The sequence below is a fragment of the Bradyrhizobium hipponense genome, from assembly GCF_008123965.1.
Classification (GTDB): Bacteria; Pseudomonadota; Alphaproteobacteria; order Rhizobiales; family Xanthobacteraceae; genus Bradyrhizobium; species Bradyrhizobium hipponense.
Genome location: NZ_VSTH01000184.1, coordinates 1 through 15,503, shown reverse-complemented (window position 1 = coordinate 15,503; position 15,503 = coordinate 1). Strand labels below are relative to the sequence as shown.

13 protein-coding genes and 1 pseudogene are annotated in these 15,503 nt (G+C 58.8%); 8 read left to right on the top strand and 6 right to left on the bottom strand.

Going from position 1 to position 15,503, the window contains the following annotated elements:
• Positions 1 to 2: 2 nt before the first annotated feature.
• On the bottom strand, positions 3 to 1,106 hold the full coding sequence (locus FXV83_RS38355) for an LOG family protein (protein ID WP_148745109.1): 1,104 nt from the start codon (positions 1,104 to 1,106) through the stop codon (positions 3 to 5).
• A 23-nt stretch (positions 1,107 to 1,129) separates the two neighbouring features.
• Complete coding sequence (locus FXV83_RS38350; RefSeq protein WP_148745107.1) at positions 1,130 to 1,987, bottom strand: S1/P1 nuclease; 858 nt, start codon at positions 1,985 to 1,987, stop codon at positions 1,130 to 1,132.
• Between the two features lie 117 nt (positions 1,988 to 2,104).
• Between FXV83_RS38350 and FXV83_RS38345 the strand changes: the two genes are divergently transcribed.
• The gene (locus tag FXV83_RS38345) at positions 2,105 to 3,196 is read left to right on the top strand and encodes a DUF3616 domain-containing protein (RefSeq protein ID WP_148745105.1); all 1,092 of its coding nucleotides are present in this window, start codon (positions 2,105 to 2,107) and stop codon (positions 3,194 to 3,196) included.
• A gap of 471 nt (positions 3,197 to 3,667) precedes the next feature.
• Complete coding sequence (locus FXV83_RS38340; protein ID WP_148745103.1) at positions 3,668 to 4,474, top strand: hypothetical protein; 807 nt, start codon at positions 3,668 to 3,670, stop codon at positions 4,472 to 4,474.
• Between the two features lie 698 nt (positions 4,475 to 5,172).
• On the opposite strand, the gene FXV83_RS38335 is transcribed toward FXV83_RS38340, so the two are convergent.
• Entirely contained in the window at positions 5,173 to 7,149 is a 1,977-nt protein-coding gene (locus tag FXV83_RS38335) for a tetratricopeptide repeat protein (protein ID WP_148745101.1), read from the bottom strand.
• Positions 7,150 to 7,152: 3 nt separating this feature from the next.
• Positions 7,153 to 7,674, bottom strand: coding sequence for a hypothetical protein (locus tag FXV83_RS38330; RefSeq protein WP_235940550.1), 522 nt, complete (start codon positions 7,672 to 7,674; stop codon positions 7,153 to 7,155).
• A gap of 503 nt (positions 7,675 to 8,177) precedes the next feature.
• Between FXV83_RS38330 and FXV83_RS38325 the strand changes: the two genes are divergently transcribed.
• From FXV83_RS38325 to FXV83_RS38310, 4 genes are read left to right on the top strand one after another with little or no spacing between them, the layout of a single operon-like run.
• A complete protein-coding gene (locus FXV83_RS38325; RefSeq protein ID WP_148745097.1) occupies positions 8,178 to 9,158 on the top strand; it encodes an ABC-three component system protein in 981 nt (326 codons plus the stop codon).
• Positions 9,146 to 9,631 (top strand): ABC-three component system middle component 2, encoded by a 486-nt coding sequence (locus FXV83_RS38320; protein ID WP_148745095.1) that lies wholly within the window; start codon positions 9,146 to 9,148, stop codon positions 9,629 to 9,631. The genes FXV83_RS38325 and FXV83_RS38320 overlap by 13 nt, the downstream gene beginning before the upstream one ends.
• Complete coding sequence (locus FXV83_RS38315; RefSeq protein WP_148745093.1) at positions 9,628 to 11,499, top strand: hypothetical protein; 1,872 nt, start codon at positions 9,628 to 9,630, stop codon at positions 11,497 to 11,499. The genes FXV83_RS38320 and FXV83_RS38315 overlap by 4 nt, the downstream gene beginning before the upstream one ends.
• A 47-nt stretch (positions 11,500 to 11,546) precedes the next feature.
• Positions 11,547 to 12,665 (top strand): GIY-YIG nuclease family protein, encoded by a 1,119-nt coding sequence (locus FXV83_RS38310; RefSeq protein ID WP_210250788.1) that lies wholly within the window; start codon positions 11,547 to 11,549, stop codon positions 12,663 to 12,665.
• 50 nt (positions 12,666 to 12,715) lie between these two features.
• Here the strand turns inward: FXV83_RS38310 and FXV83_RS38305 are convergent, their stop codons facing one another.
• Positions 12,716 to 13,132 (bottom strand): hypothetical protein, encoded by a 417-nt coding sequence (locus tag FXV83_RS38305; protein WP_148745091.1) that lies wholly within the window; start codon positions 13,130 to 13,132, stop codon positions 12,716 to 12,718.
• A gap of 365 nt (positions 13,133 to 13,497) precedes the next feature.
• On the bottom strand, positions 13,498 to 14,202 hold the full coding sequence (locus FXV83_RS38300; protein WP_148745089.1) for a hypothetical protein: 705 nt from the start codon (positions 14,200 to 14,202) through the stop codon (positions 13,498 to 13,500).
• Between the two features lie 245 nt (positions 14,203 to 14,447).
• Here FXV83_RS38300 and FXV83_RS38295 point away from each other — a divergent pair.
• Together FXV83_RS38295 and FXV83_RS38290 are read left to right on the top strand one after the other, a co-directional pair.
• Positions 14,448 to 14,680, top strand: a pseudogene (locus FXV83_RS38295) (JAB domain-containing protein); the annotation flags it as partial.
• A 67-nt stretch (positions 14,681 to 14,747) separates the two neighbouring features.
• Entirely contained in the window at positions 14,748 to 15,488 is a 741-nt protein-coding gene (locus FXV83_RS38290; RefSeq protein WP_148745087.1) for a bestrophin-like domain, read from the top strand.
• Positions 15,489 to 15,503: the final 15 nt, after the last annotated feature.

The window sequence follows — 15,503 nt, the reverse complement described above, 5'->3', positions numbered from 1 at the left end:
GCCTATGCAATGTCTTGCCGCGATGGGCGATTAAGTAAGGTTGAGGTGATCTTCAAAGCGTCGCCCGCCAGCGAAAACGCGAGATTCTGCTGTGCGACGGGCGCATGCGTTCGCAATATCTGATTGATTACGGAAAAATCCGTTGTGAACCGCACCTTCTTAAGTACGGTTGCGCTGTCCTTCCGACCGTAACGGAACATACGCGTTAGTAGCTCATCGACCTTGACGCCCCGCAGGGTGATCCCGCCCGCGTCAAACTCGGCATCATGCTCCCAGAAACCGTCTGGATCGAAGAAGATCATCGGGGTAAAATCAGCGGTGGTCGGCGCATAAAAGTTCTGTTCTGCGTCTTCAAAAATTTCCCGTATCGTTCCGCCACCGCCCTGCGCATAGACAATGCCCGCGCGAGATTGAGTAATCAGCGCCTCCTCGCGAATACTGTTCTGGAAAAATTTCGCATAGTGAGTGGCAAACGGTATGGTCGGCTCATTACCATAGAGCCAGGTCGGAATGGCAAGGCTCGGGCCTCGTTGCTGTGGGGCCATGTCTTTGACGTCCAAGGCGGCATTCAGCCACTTCCTGGCGTCGTCCAACGCGGCTTCTTTTCCGGGCGCAATGTCGCCCGAGTTGCTGACGACGTCGTTCAGTGGCGGCAGTCTCGGGACTTTGGTTATCGCTGTCAGCGCCTGGTCCATCGCTCCATCGGTTGCTTCGGAAAAAGTAGCTCCAAGGTGGGCAGCTTCCATTGCTCCAGGGCCGCCGCCTGTCACAACGAGATAACCTTGCTGCGTCAGGTAGCGTCCTAACCGCGCTACGGCGATGTAAGCGGCATCCGTGCGGCTAAGCCCGTGACCACCCATGATGCCGACCAGCTTCGGCTTCGGCTCGCTATCAAGTAGGTTCTTGAGCGCCTCAGCGATATGGGCGTCATGGTCGGCCTGCGCCCGACGTACCTCAAGGGATCTAGGCGTTGCTGCGCCATCTGCGATGTACGTCCTAAACATACGAAAGTCCCAAGACGCCGCAAACGCCATGGGATCGTCGCGTCTATATCCTTCCAGAAGATCTGAAATTGAATATAACCTGTCGGGATTACCATAGGGCACTGCGAATTCTCCCTCGCTACTAGCTACTGTCCCGAGCAATCGGTGTTCGCGTAGGCCTCGTTCAAGAATCTTGCGAGACGCAGTCCGCCACGGCCAAGCTGGCGATCAAGAATGGGCACCATCGCAGAAAGGTAATCATCCGTAAGCTTCGTGTCGGCGGGGACCGCATCCCACGCGATGCGCGCCTCCTTGTGCGATTGCTCTACCCAGTCCTGAATGCTCCCTTGCTCAGCGTTGGCGGCTTCAGGTGACTTCAACCATCCTTCCTCAAGTCGATCGACATACGAGCCCCAGTTCCAGACGAATCGGGTAATAAGCACGCCGTCCCACATCTGATGAAGATTGCTGGCTGTTACGCACTTGTTGGGATCATTCGCGGTCGGCCGACATGTGTTACCCTTGATCATCGAGGTCACATCGACACCGTTGCCTCCTCGCTTTTCAAGGACGGTGTGCAAGGGCTGATGCACATCACCGACAAAATGCACCGTGAATTTGAGCGCTTCCGCTTTGGCTTCATTCGTTGGTGCGCAGCTAAGCTCTTTTTTCAACCGTCCCAGTTCCGCAATGATACAATCGCCCTTGGCGGGAACGAGCTTGCAGTCGCGGTTCGCGTCGTATGCGTCTGCGGCGAGCGGAAGGTCGACGAAGTGCCAGTTGTATGTGGTCGGACGGGCGTCTCGCACGTCATCCGCCCAGCTTCCCACGGCAGCAAGCGAATGACCCCTGCCGAGTGCGTTTTCGACCGCCGTCAGCGCCTGCGCGGTTAGGCGTCGATTGGCGATTTCGCCGATGATGGAATGTCCTTCTTGGCCAAAAGCCAACGCTGCGGAGGTTGGCAGCCACACCATGGCTATCGCCAATGCTGCTTTCGCAATCATCTTCGCTCCCAACTCGGCAATGGAATTTTCAAAGCTCCAACGAGCGATTGAGCCTTTTGAAATATCGTTGGTAGTTTTGCCTGAAAGACAAGTTGCGCTGAATGTATATTCGGCGTATTGCGCAAAAATTACAACTACAGATTTGTGACAGCACGGGAGGCCGAAATGCCCGGGACTTTAAGAGCGACGGCACGCTCTGTTCGGGATATTCTGCTGGCGTGCGCCGCCATCCTCGCGTTCGCGGCCGGGAGCGCCGCGAGCGCCGGCGACGACACCGCTTGGCCGGTCCACGGCAATCTCCTGGGCAAGAAGGGCAAGAACTCGAAGGATGTGAGCGGTATCGCCTGTGCCAGGCCGCAGGGCTTTCCGCGCTCGTGTGTTGTCATCGACGACAATGTGCAGCAGGCGCAGTTCGTCACCGTGAAAGACGGTAAGATCATCACGGGCGACGTTATTCCTCTCATCTACAATAAGTTCAAACGCAAAGCGCTCGAACTCGACGGGGAAGGCATCGCCTATGCCGATGAGTTCTACTATGTGATCGGCTCTCACGGCCATCCGCGCGACAGCCACCATAAGCTCGATCCGAAGGAAGACGAGGAGGAGATCGCGGCGAGGATCGCAGCCAGCAGCCAGATTGTCCGATTCCGCGTGACCAACGGTCACGCCGCCCTCCCGGCCGAGCGGACAGGAAAGCTTAAGGAGGTCATTGCGCGAGAGCCTGCGCTCGCTCCCTTTCTCGACCGCAGGCTTGAAAACAACGGCCTGACAATCGAAGGCATCGCCATCAGGCGGGGGAGTATATTGGTGGGATTCCGCGGTCCATCGCTCAGCGACGGCCGCGCTGCCGTACTGTCCGTCCCCGTTGACAGTGTCTTCGGCGGAGCGTCACTCGACGCCCGGCTCCGTCGGCTGCCGCTGGGCGAAGGCAGGGGCGTTCGCGATCTTGCGACATACGGCGACGGCGTACTGGTCCTCGCCGGACCTACCGCGAACGGCCCAGGCCCCTACGCTATCTATTGGTGGGATGGAGAGACGGAGGATGTCCGGCTTCTCAAGGAGCTCGCGGATATCGTCGGGAAGAAAGGAAAACGCAAGGCGGAGGCGCTGCTTCCGCTTGACGAGGGCGCGTCAGGCCTGCGCGTTTTGATACTATTCGATGGTGAGAAGAAGGGCGCGCCCGTTCCCGTCACGATTCCGCAGCCGTAAGACAGTGGGCGAGAGCATGCGACAGAAGCGCCGTACTTTTGCTGCGAGTGAAGCAAAACGATGCCTGCAGGAGATTTTATCTTTGTTCGTATCTAAGGTTGGACGCGTCGCACTTGTGACTTGTGAAAAGGCGCGTGCATCGGTTTCTGAGGCTCAATGCTTGATGCACCTGATGCGAGGAGAGAGGGAGAGGCAATATGAGCGCGAAACTTCGCTGACCCGGTTTTGACGGGCTTGGATCGAGCGCGGAGAAACCGCAAAATCAGTATGATCAACTCGATAGCATTAGTATTCCCGTCCGGCCGACGCGTGGCCCGACAGGAAGCAGTCCTAGCTGACCGTCGGAAAGGAGCCTTAGGATGGGACGCTCCACAGCAGCGATGAAAGGCACTGGGGTTAGAGACTACGAAGAGAAGACCTATGATTGATAGTGTGTGGTGGTAATCACTGATAGATTCATTGGAGGGATCGATGACGATAGAACTTCAAGAATGCAAGAGTATTGTTGAGCAATTCAAGTCCCAGCACCGCTTGCTTATGATGCGGCACGACATCCATGGAATCCAGATCAATGTGGAAGGTGATCCCGTCCTTGAAATCGTTGTAGACGGATCAGCAGAAGAAAGCCTTGTCGCGTCCGCCCAACGTGTTCCAGACACGTTCGAATATGCTCACGAGGGCCAAACAAAATCGATTCCCACCGTCATCTCGCGAAAGGCAGTTCCTCGTGCCCACTCGTCGTCACCTGCACGCAAGGTTGTGCCAGAAACCGGGATAGGAGTGAGAGGTGGTGATGAGGCTTGGGGTAGTGGCCTGAATGGCCACGGAACTGTGGGATGGAGTTTTTACTTAGACGGTGTGCCAGTTTGTCTGAGCAATTGGCACGTCTTTTGTGCAAACGGAAACCAAACTCCGCTTGGAACTCCCATCTTCCTGAAAGGCGTTTCCAAGGCAACATTGTACATGTTTCAATCGCTTGAAGCTTCGGGAAATAGCTTTGATCTTGCTCTCGGCCGCTACAACGATCCGGCAGATGCTCTCGCCGAGATGCGGGCATGCGAGGATGGCTCAACCCGACCTTATCCAATGGCTCTCACGCCTTACCTAAAGGGTGGAGATGGAGCTACTTACTTCAAGGTTGGCGCGCGGCCGCCCACGTGTCGTAGTGGCACGTTGCGCGCCGCAGGAACCAGAAAGATAAAGTATGACGACGGCGAGAGATGGTTCGATTGGCAATTGATATTCTCGAAAATGTCAGACGCGATTCCGGTGCGGTGATCGTGCGCGGTAGCGATAACACTATCACCGGCCTGAACTTCGCCGGGAACGATGATGAAACGATTGCTAATCCTATCTTTTGAAGTGGCGCACCGTAGGTGCCATACGGCTATCGAATGGCGTTGAGGTTCCTATGCTCACGGGTGCACTCGCGCACAACAGCATGCTTAGACCCGCCGATATGCTTCATCGCTCTTCGGGCGTTCCCTTCGATCTCCCCGGTGTGGGCACTCAAGGACTCTATTTTATCACCACGGCCGCAAGTCTAAACGGCCGCTGGCTCCCCGATTCACATCCGCCTGCACCTATTCGACCTAATGTTCCCATAAGGAACGTGATGTATAGATCCCAGCCGACCGATTCGGGACTCTATGAATACTATCTTTGCTTTGGCTGAGAAGCGTATTCCTGACTGAGGTACATTCACCCTCGAACACCTTACTGAAGTCATGGCGGCTCAGATCGCGGCGGAATTTTAAACCTCTCTCATTGGTCATGTTGGACAACTGCAGCAGAAGCATGCGAGTCCATGATGTCCAATCACGTACCGTCATTCCTAGAGCATTTTCCGACCATGCGGAATCGGAAGGGATTCCCTTGCGAGGCAAATCTTGATTCACCCGGAGGGCTGGTGATGGAGGCCAGCCCCCATGGCTAAACCGCTCTCGCCGGACCTTCGCCTTCGCATTATGTAGGACTCATCGAATGGAACCCGGCGAAAAGAAGACCGGCATGTCGCGTTGGAGTTTCGCGGCGAGCTCGTGATCCGGGAAGCGGCCGATGGCCGCCTTCCAAATCCCAAAAGCCTCGATCTTTTCCCCGCTGTTCCAGTAAACGCCGCCGAGATTGAACATCGCTAGGTCGTAGTCGGGATCCAACGCGAGGGCCTTCTCATAGGCCTTGATGGCCAGCGCCGACTGGCCAAGATCACCGTAGGCTGCGCCGAGCTGAAACCAGCTCATGGCGTCAGGCTGGATGCTCTCGGCCTGTTCGCGTAGGAACGGTAGGCTCTCTTCGAACCGACCGAGGAAGTTGAGGGCCGTCCCGAGACAGTAGCCGTAGTGACCGCCCGCCAGGTCGTAGGCCTTACGAAAACAGCGCTCCGCCTCGGCCCAATCCGCTTCATCCTGCGCCCAGTGCCCAAGGCGATCCCATAGAAAGGCGGCTTCATCAATGTCCTCGACGTGCTCGATTTGCCGGTCGAACTCGTCTCGGAATCCCGCGTAGGTCCGGCCAACATCCTGCCCCTCCGTTCGCAGATACAAGGTCGCCAACAGCAGCTCGCGACGGCCGCCGGAGCTCTCGGGGTGGGCACCAACATAGCGGTGCCAGAAGCCCAGCGCTTGGCGCGCATTCTCCGTCGTTGTCCGACCGAAGCTCGCCACCAGCCGTGCGAAAAACGGCCAGATCCATGGCTCGCAATCAGCTTGGACGAGGAGGCCGTTGATCTCGCGGAACGCCGCGCTCCCCTCTCCCATGTTGAAGAGCACGTTGGCCCTCCAACCCGCAACGCCGGCCGCCTTGGCGCGTGTAGTGTCGGTGAAGACGGCCTGATCCAGATGCGCGAGGGCGTCCTTCCACTCGCCCTGGCGCAAGTAGAATTGGGCCAAGGCATTGTGGGCTTCAGGAAGGTGCGGGCTCAGCCGCGAGGCTTCGCCATAGTGCTCGACTGCTCGCTTCTCATCTCCGAGCCGCTCAAAGCTCGTCCCGAGGTTCTTACGGCCTTGGGATGCTAGGTCCGGCGCATTGGCGAACGCGGGATCGGCGAGAGCCGCCTCATAGGCGGCCTTGGCGTCCTCCTCCCGGCCGAGCGCCGAGAGGGCGTTGCCGATCGTGTAGTGAACGCTGCCCCGCTCGTAGCGGCCCAGGTCAAGCTGATCCCTAAAGTGCGCCACGGCGTCTTCGATCCGGGCGGGCGACCGACTCAACCCCGCCATGCCCAGATTGACCTCGGCCATATAGGCCAGTCCCATGGCCTCGTTATCTGCGCTGAACACCGCCGCGAACCGATCAAAGGCCACGCTGATCACGTCGTCGGCGTTCTGGTTGTAGAGGTGCTTTAGGAGCTCGCGGGCCATGGCCGGATCATCCGGAACATGGACGTCCGGCACAGCTCGGCGAAGTAGGCCAGCGAGGTCGCCAGGGGCCGCCCGGGTCTGCTCGACCCAACGATCGCGCGCCGCCCGCGCGGCGGATCTGGCCAACTCAGCCAGCCGATCCAGCCGCTCGACCGTCAGATCTTCGGTGAAATTGACGGTAAGCGATTGCTGCTGGGTCCAGTTCTTTCCCGCGTGCTCGTACTGGTGGAGAACGGTCTCCGCGAGGCAGATGCGCAGCGACGCCGTCGGGATGTGATAGGCGGCGTAGAAGCTGTGCGGGTGCATTAGCAGGTAATTCAGGTTCGCGCGGCTGACCTCGATGCTAAGAGAACCATCCGCGTTCAAGGGGCGTACGGTCCCTTTGAGCTGCACATGGACCCTCACGTTCGTCGCCTGCTCCTGCTCGACGACTTCGATCTCGCAGTCTGTGCCATAATCCTTGCGGTCGGCGCGCTGGAGGATGAAACGACCGCTCTCCGTTAGGCGCCCCTGAAAGGCCGTCTCCGCCTTCTCCTCCGTGACATGATTGGGGTCACGCTTTGGCAGGTCGTCGAGGGGGTCCGGGTTCTCGGTCATCGCCTAGCCCTTGCGCGTAATGAAGGCGAAGTCTGTGAGGCCTGCTTTCGCGGACAACTCCAGCCAATCCTCGTTGAAGTCAGGCAGGTTGGCATGCTCGAGCGCGGCCGCAGCTACCGCCGCACAGTAGGCGATGCCGACATGCACGGTCGACCCCAGGAAGTTGAGGAATCGGATCAGGTCCGGCGGGTAAGCCAGGTCGGTGTCGCTATCGAAGATCCGGTGCCGTTCGCCATCGACGAAGGTGTTGATCGCAGTCTCCAAGACCGCGTAGCCCAGAAACGCTTCGGCCGGCGCGTCAAGTTTCGTCAGAACGAGGTTGAGCTCGGGTCGCCATTCGAGGGCTTTTTGGCTGAGCGCCGGGTTGACGTGACCGACCGCGATGTTCCGGATGTACTTGGCGAATTCGAAGTTTCGCCGGTGCGGCGTGATAATCTCCGAAATGGCCGGATGGTCCTTGTAAAGCGACCGACAGATCAGCTCAAGATCGGTCACGTTGGCGCATGACACCAAAAGCTGCTTCACCAAAATGAGCCTGACGCCGTGATCGCTCGGGTCGGCCTCAAGGGCACCGTCGGCGGCGACGAGATCGCCGTGAGCAAGGCGAGCTGAAATGGCGACGTGAATGAAATCCGTGGAGGTAATGTAGACCGATCCTCTTCACATATCAGCGACCCGCCAAGGGCCTCAGAGAAGCAAAAGCCATAGGCGCCGTACTGCGGCGTCTCGGTGATCTGCGCCAGGTTCTCCGTCCTCCGCTGGGGTCAACAACACGTGCACGCCCAGCAAGCTCGTTATGATGCGGTCGCGTCAGAAAGGGCAATGGGCAAAACCAGATTCTTTATGTAGAGTCGATCACTCTCGGGGGGAGTGCAAGATTCGTGATGACAATGATAGAAATAGTAGATGATGGAATTATCAAGACATCAACGTTGAGTACGAGCAAAATCTGTATTTCTGAACCGCACAGCGGTCGCCCGTTTTATTTGTGCTAGTGCACTAACGTGGCTAGCCTCGCTGTTCGTCTAATGGAGATCGACGACACGCAGCTCGAAGAATTTGTCGAGCTGTGGGTGGATCGTCGTGCCCAGCAATACGATCGAGTCGAACGAATTGGCGCGGCGAACGACAAGGGCCGCGACGTGATCGGCTTCCTGACCCGCGCCCGGCACGAAGGGCCCTGGCATCTCTTCCAGTGCAAACGCAAGACGCGAGGCGGCAAGCTTGGAAAGCCCGAGGGGCTCGCCGAACTCGGTAAGGTGTTTTTCCATCATTGCCAGGGTGCATACAAAACCCTGCCCGAAAAATATGTGTTCGTCGCACCACGCGGCATCGTCGGCTCGTTGATGGATCTCATCAACAACCCCTCGACTCTGGGACCCACGTTGATCGATGGCTGGGACGAATACTGCTCCAAGAGCATAACACGGCGAGAGACGGTGGCGCTGACGCCGGAAATCAGAGCGGCGATCGCGGGATTCGATTTTTCGCGCGTAGAGCACCTGACTGCCCCGATGCTCGTTAAGGACCAGGCAGCGGGACCAGCCTTGTCCAAGGTGCTTGGTTTGATGCCGGACGAGGCGCCCGTTGGCGAAGCGCCGCAGGCCATTCAGCCGGAGGAGGCGCAGTACGTAGACCAGCTCCGTCACGTCTATGGGGAAGCCGGCGGCGGCACCTTCATGTCGGCCGACGATATCCTGGCCCATGCCGATCACGGCGAGCATTTTCGCAATCAACGCACACGCTTTTTTGAAGCTGCCTCGTTCAAGCGTTTTCACCGGGACAATACTGCTCCAGGCGCGATCGGGACGTTTGAGGACGACGTCTACCACGGTGTCATCGATGTGCACCGAGATCGACACGAGACTCTTCTTAGGCGTGTCGACGCGGTCATGAAGCACGCGTCGATCCTGCCAGTGAGTTTGATCGGCCGCACGGTGCGCGTCCCAGTAAAACAGGGAATTTGCCATCACCTCGCGAATGACGGGCGGCTGAAATGGGCGCCGTGAGTGAGAGCGATTTCGGAGGATTGTTCAACTCTTCACTCGAGGCCGGAATCAGGGCCGTCGTGGTGCTGGAGCATTTGCGGCCAGAAGCGCTGGATCTCGCCGAGATGGTCCTGTTCGACCATGTCGTGGTACACACCGCTGATCTTGGCGGCCCCTCTAGCCTGCATCCCGAGGTCCCCGGGCGGAAAGGAGAGCTTCTCGTCCGGCGGAGATTGATCGAGACGAGCTTGCAGCTCATGCAGCGATGCCATCTCGTTGACCAGGAGAGCGCCGAGGAAGGTATCGTTTATCGCGCCTCCGAAGAGGCCGCAGCCTATGTCGAGTTGCTTGAAACGGCCTACTCGGTGCAGATGAAGGCCTGTGCTCGTTGGCTCGCCGATCAGGTGAAGACCCACAGCAAGGTGCAGTTCAAGCAGCTGGTGCGGGAGCGGATCGGTGATTGGACCGAAGCGTTCCAGACAGGCCGGACATGAGCATTTCCGATCCAGCGCGATTCCTGCTTCGCCGTCTTGCGATTACCGGGCCCGGAAAGAAGCTCGTCACCCTCATGTTCGGAGAGCGCATCAACGTTATTTGGGGCGCCTCCAACAGCGGAAAATCCTATATCGTCAAGGCGCTCGACTTCATGTCTGGTGCCAAGACGCCACTGCCGCCTATTACCGAGGCCCAGGGCTACGACAAATGCTGGCTCGAGCTTGAACTTCCTGTAACCGGCACGGTGACGCTGGAGCGGGCGATGAAGGGCGGAGATTTCGGTCTGCACATCGGTTCCGTGGATCCAGAGTCAGTTGGTCGACCCGATCGGACACTATCCTGGGATCATCGCGGCAAGGGCGAGAGCCTGTCGGGTTTCCTGCTCGGCGAACTCGGGGTCGGCGCGAAGGAGATTGCTCGAACGCTGACGGGCGACAAGAACGCTTTCACGTTCCGGCACTATGCCGCCTTCGTTTACACCGAAGAAACGAACATGATGGGGGAGTGGAGCCCCATCCGAATTTCGGACCGTAGCGGCGAGACATTCGACAAGAACGTCCTAAAATTCATCCTGACTGGCGTCGACGATTCTGCGATTGTCACCACGCAAAATCCCGATTCCCAGAGAACCGCGAACTTGGGCAAGGTCGAGATCGTCGACGAAATGATTGCCGCCGCGCAACTGGAATGGGAGCGAGATTATCCCGGCGACCCGGACCTGAACGATCAGGCCGAAAAGCAAACCGCAACGATCCGCGACCTTCAGCAGACGATGTCGGATCGCCAATCGCTGTTGGACGATCTTCGACTGGATCGCCGGGCGAAAATGGAGTCTCTCAGGGACGCCCAGGAGCGTCGCACCGAGATATCGCTCTCGCTGCAGCGGTTTGCCTTGCTCAAGAGCGTTTACGAAAGCGACCTGCAGCGACTGGCATCGCTCGAGGAAGGGGGCGCGGCTCTCCTGGCGGGCGTACGCAGGCCCTGCCCGCTCTGCGGCGCGAATCCATCGCATCAGCTTCACGCGCACGGCATCGACGAGGTCGAGATAACTCAGAGGGCGGTTCGGGCCGAGATGGTTAAGATCGCGTCGGAGCGGGCCGACCTTGCGAAGGCAACCCGTTCTCTGGAGGCCGAACAGGAAGGATTGCTGAAACGCGCCGAGCGGCTTTCAGGCGAGATCGAGGACGTCGACCAACAGCTCGATGAGGTGAAGCCGCAGGAAGTCGCCACGCGCCGAACTTACGAGGAACTAGACGCGGCCCGCTTCGTGACCAGGCAGGGCCTTGCCCTGAGACAGCGGATTGACGAGCTTCATCGCCGAAAGGCGCAGCTTGAGGCGTTCAAAGCGAAGTCCCTGCCGCGCGGCAGCGTGACCTCCGGCATAGATGGAGTGACGGGACACGAGTTTGCGACCACCGTGCAGACGGTGCTTCATGCTTGGCAGTTTCCAGGCCTGCCGACCGTCTCCTTCGACGACAAGACGCACGATATCCTCATTGACGGGAAAAGCCGTCGCGCAAACGGCAAGGGAGTACGGGCGCTGATGAACGCCGCGTTCAAGATCGGCGTCTTGCTGTACTGCCGGCAGAAGGAGCTTCCGCATCCAGGGATCGTGGTTCTCGACAGCCCTCTGCTGAGCTACCGCGATCCCCTCACCTCCAGGCATGGCGAACTGGGTGCTGACGAAAAGCAGGTGAAGGATAGCGGGCTCAAGGAACACTTCTATCGGTTCCTGGTGGCGCAGAAGGATCAGGCTCAGTTCGTGATCATAGAGAACGACCCGCCTCCGATCGCGCTTGGCGAAGGGTCGATCGTGACGTCCTTGGCCGGATCGCAAGGAACCGGTGAGCGGCGAGGCTTGTATTGAAGCGGCGATCCGGCAAGGCGTACCGCCGGTAGAATTCTGGAGGTTGCTTGGTCTCGATCAACCGCGCCTGGTGGGAGCATCTCGCTCCGAAACCAATGCATCGCCGGTTTCGCGAGATCGAGACATTGCTGCGCCAATGGTGCCGGTCCGAATACGGCGCACTCTGGCTCAGGATCGCGAGGCAGAAACACGGGGTGATCCGGGTGAAACCGGGCCAGTTCATTCCGGTTGTCCACTTCGTCGCCCTCGGCGACAAGCCGGTATTCATCGCGCCCCAGTTCAAAGTCAGGCCAGGCCACCGTATGGTGGGCTCCGATCAGTTTCGATCGGGCCATACACTTGAAGAAGGGGAACTCGCGCTTGGACCGGCAATACGCCTTGATGTTGTTGAGGATCAGGCACTGCTGGCCGCCGCATTACGCGGAGACATTTCCACCCACATCGCTGGCGTGAAGATTCCAAGCCAAGTATTTTCGGCGCCAGCGCCTCTTCTTCTGGCTCCGGATTCATTTCCGAAAAGGAGCTTTGTTCTGTATCAGCACATTTTCGGTGCGGGACCGTCATATCCTGATGATGGTTTTTTCTATGTCGGTGTTACCACCCGAAGCTGGCAAAAGCGATGGGCAGAACACCAACGGGCGATCGAGACCGGAAGCCCCTTGTTGTTTCACCGAAAGCTGCGTGAAGAGATGAACGCCGGCCGTGTGACCTACATCCACCATAAGGTCATGGCGATCACCGACGATATCGAGCGACTCTATGCGACAGAGGAATGGCTGGTCGAAGGGCATTGGCACGATGAGCGGCGCCTCAACATGATCCCAGGCGGGAAATCTGGGCTCCGATATCTTCGCGAGAACGGCATGTTGACTGCGCGGGTGGTGCCAATGCCTGACGAGCGCGATCGTCTTGTTGAAGCATGGTTGCGCGAGCATCCGCGCAAGGGCCTGCCCGCCCCCTGGGTCTCGGAGAAATGGAAGGACGACGCCTGGGCGGTTGCCCAGATCTGCGGCCGCGATGACCGCTTGTCGGTTGAGCAGGTCCGGGCTATTCGGGAACTTGCGAGGACCCATCCGGCAGAGACCATCACCGAACGGATCGGTGCGCGGAATAAAGACCAGGTCCAGCGGGTGATTGATGGAGAGACTTATGCGCGGGTGACCTAAATGACGAGTGTCGTTCCAGCAATTCTCCGAGCACATACTCGTGTTGATGCTCAAGCAAGGTTAGAGCTGCGTCGCCCTGATTGGAGTGGTCGATACCAATCGGCGCAGCCCGCCAGCCGCATGAATTCCGGCGAGGGATGAACATGCACTTGGCGAATGAATGCCCCCGGAAGGTGCTGCTTGATATTATCTTCGACATGGCTCGAATTTCGACTCGGCGTCCCTTGGGCCACCACGAACCTCTGACCAATGTTCATCGCCAGACGCAATCCACGATCTCCCCCGCACCATGCGATCGGGATCTCTGCTTCGACGATTGCCGGCCTCCCGATCGCGGCGATTATCGGCCCCATTTCCGGATCGCGGTCATGAGAGTTATAGACGGCCTCGCCGCCCCAAAATCGGAGAAGATCGCCGATTCCGCCTTCACCAGCGATCGCTGGCCTGAAAAAGCAGAACCACAGCATGCCGGCGCGATATCTTTCCGCGGCCTGATTGGTGCGCGCAAGACGGTTACCGTGGTCGGAAGAGCAATCGCGCCCGGACTGCAGCACCGATCCGGCGCGACACGAGATCGATGTCGAGAAGCGTCATGCCGTTGGCCTTGATGTCCTCGACCTCGTGATCGGCTAGGCGAGTACAATGCCAGCCGACGACCACTGTAGGGCTGCAAAGCCTCAACGACGCTGTCGAGCGCCGCATCGAAAACAATTGCTCAGTGGACCGACCTCATGCGAACGCAATGCGTCGTGATGCTCGGTAAGAACGCTCAAAAGATCGGATGGCCATGTATCAGGCTGATCGAGATCAATGATTTCGCGTGTGAGGCTGATCATTCGCCGCCATCCGCGCGTGCTGCAGCCGCCGCTATGACCCGGTCGCGCTGATGTCTCATCATCAGCATGGCGAGAATGGTTGTAGAGGTCAGCTGGGAGACCCGGAAGAAGGCGTCGCACACCTCATAGTAGACCGTTTCATCCTGCTTCGGGTCGGTGCCGCTGATCGCAAGCGTCGCCATGCGCGTTTCCGAGTTCGTGTCAACGATCGCGGTGAAGAGGTGCCGAAAGCTAAGATGTACGAAGTCGGAGGTCTGCGCATATAATGGTTCGATCCAGGGGTGGTCTTCGGCAAGTTTTCTTTTAAGGAAGGCATCTGTGAGGCGTTCCGGCTTTCCACCGCCAACCGGTGTGCCGGACATCAGGCGATCGAAGGTGCGCTCTCCCTTGAAAAGCCTCTGAACGTCAGCCTCAATGTCGCCCATCATCGTCAGCCCGTTGATGCGCATCGCCGTGTCGATCTGGGTGCGCAACAGGATCGTCGCCGAAGGAAAGTTCTTCGTTTCAATCAGTGTGCGGAAGCCACGGGATTGCGAAAGCGTCCGCTGGGTGGCGCCGAGGATGAAGAAGTCAACGATATTGACGGCACCGTTGGGCAGCATCTCGTGGGCCTTGGCGACGAGCTCCTGTTCCAGCTCCTCGATGCTTTCGAGCCGGTGCTTCAACGTTGGTCGCAGCGGCGGGCTGTTCTCCTCCGTCATTTGCTTGTCCTTTAAAATGCAGGGAACATCCCTCGACGACGTGGGTCAGAACTCGCTGAAATCGAGATTTAACCGAGCGGGCTCGAACACTGCTTCCGGCGAGGCTCCTTTCGTGATCTGAGTTCTTTCATAAGCACACCTACCACGGAGAACTCGTGATCCCGCATGTGTTTCCGGGAGTAGTGAGGATCAGGCGGAATGCGGCGGGATGATCACAGAACATCATTTTTTACAGACACCAGACCCATACCCCTGTTTATACGCAGAAACTCATAAGATATTGAAAAAACAAAGAAGTATTCCTTTGGCTATGTTGATGCACAACCATCCGAGCGGCGATCCCTCGCCCTCGCAGGCCGACATCCAGATGACCAAGGCTATCATCGACATCGCAAAACCGCTGGGGATTGCCGTGCACGACCACATCATCGTCGGCAAGGGCGGCCATGCGAGCTTGCGGGGAATGCGGCTGATCTAGGATCTCAAATCAGATGACAAGGACACGATGAGCAACTGGCTGCACAATTTGCCGGTGCCGTGGATGGATGGCGCTGGTCATCTTTGGATTCACCTATCTTCTGGCCGCGGCCATATTCGCGGCGGTCGCGATGGCCGCGACGGAGGAGCGCGCGAAATCGCTGAAGGCGATCTCGCCGGGCATGCTGCCGGTGCTCGGCATCATCTTCGGCCTGTTCGTCGCCTTCACCGCGTCACAGGTCTGGGGCGACAGCGACCGCGCCAGCGCCGCAGTGAGCCGCGAGGCAAGCTCGCTGAGAAGCGCCGTGCTGCTGGCCGCCGGCTTGCCTGCGGAGCAGGAGACCCGGCTGCGCGCCTTGGTGCGCGACTATGTCGGGCAGGCCGTCACGGTGGAATGGCCGATGATGGCGCATCAGGAGGCGTCGCTGAAGGTCACACCGCCCGCGCTCGCCGAAGCCCTGCAACTCGTCGTCGCGATGACGGGTCAGGCGACCGTGCAGCGCGAGCTCATCGACGCGCTCGAGCAGGCCCTGGATGCGCGGCGACAGCGGATCATCGTCAGCCTCGCCGCGGTGAATCCGGTCAAGTGGTGGTGCCTGTACCTTCAGGCGGCCTGCGCGCTATTGGTGATCGGCCTCGTTCATTGCGACAACCGCCTGGGATCGGCGATCGCGATGGGCCTGTTCGCGACCGGCGTCGCCACCTCGGTCCTGCTCATCGCCGCGCACGACCGGCCATTCGCCGGCCAGATCTCGATCCAGCCGGAGCCGCTGCTCCAGATCATGCCGGAGGCACCGGCGAAGACCTAGCATTACAGTTGTTTT

Excerpts from the sequence above, each read along its gene's own strand:
- FXV83_RS38350 (WP_148745107.1), bottom strand. The coding sequence starts at position 1,987 with ATGATTGCGAAAGCAGCATTGGCGATAGCCATGGTGTGGCTGCCAACC.
- FXV83_RS38340 (WP_148745103.1), top strand. The coding sequence starts at position 3,668 with ATGACGATAGAACTTCAAGAATGCAAGAGTATTGTTGAGCAATTCAAG.
- FXV83_RS38335 (WP_148745101.1), bottom strand. The coding sequence starts at position 7,149 with ATGACCGAGAACCCGGACCCCCTCGACGACCTGCCAAAGCGTGACCCC.
- FXV83_RS38325 (WP_148745097.1), top strand. The coding sequence starts at position 8,178 with ATGGAGATCGACGACACGCAGCTCGAAGAATTTGTCGAGCTGTGGGTG.
- FXV83_RS38320 (WP_148745095.1), top strand. The coding sequence starts at position 9,146 with ATGGGCGCCGTGAGTGAGAGCGATTTCGGAGGATTGTTCAACTCTTCA.
- FXV83_RS38315 (WP_148745093.1), top strand. The coding sequence starts at position 9,628 with ATGAGCATTTCCGATCCAGCGCGATTCCTGCTTCGCCGTCTTGCGATT.
- FXV83_RS38305 (WP_148745091.1), bottom strand. The coding sequence starts at position 13,132 with ATGCTGTGGTTCTGCTTTTTCAGGCCAGCGATCGCTGGTGAAGGCGGA.
- FXV83_RS38300 (WP_148745089.1), bottom strand. The coding sequence starts at position 14,202 with ATGACGGAGGAGAACAGCCCGCCGCTGCGACCAACGTTGAAGCACCGG.
- FXV83_RS38290 (WP_148745087.1), top strand. The coding sequence starts at position 14,748 with ATGGCGCTGGTCATCTTTGGATTCACCTATCTTCTGGCCGCGGCCATA.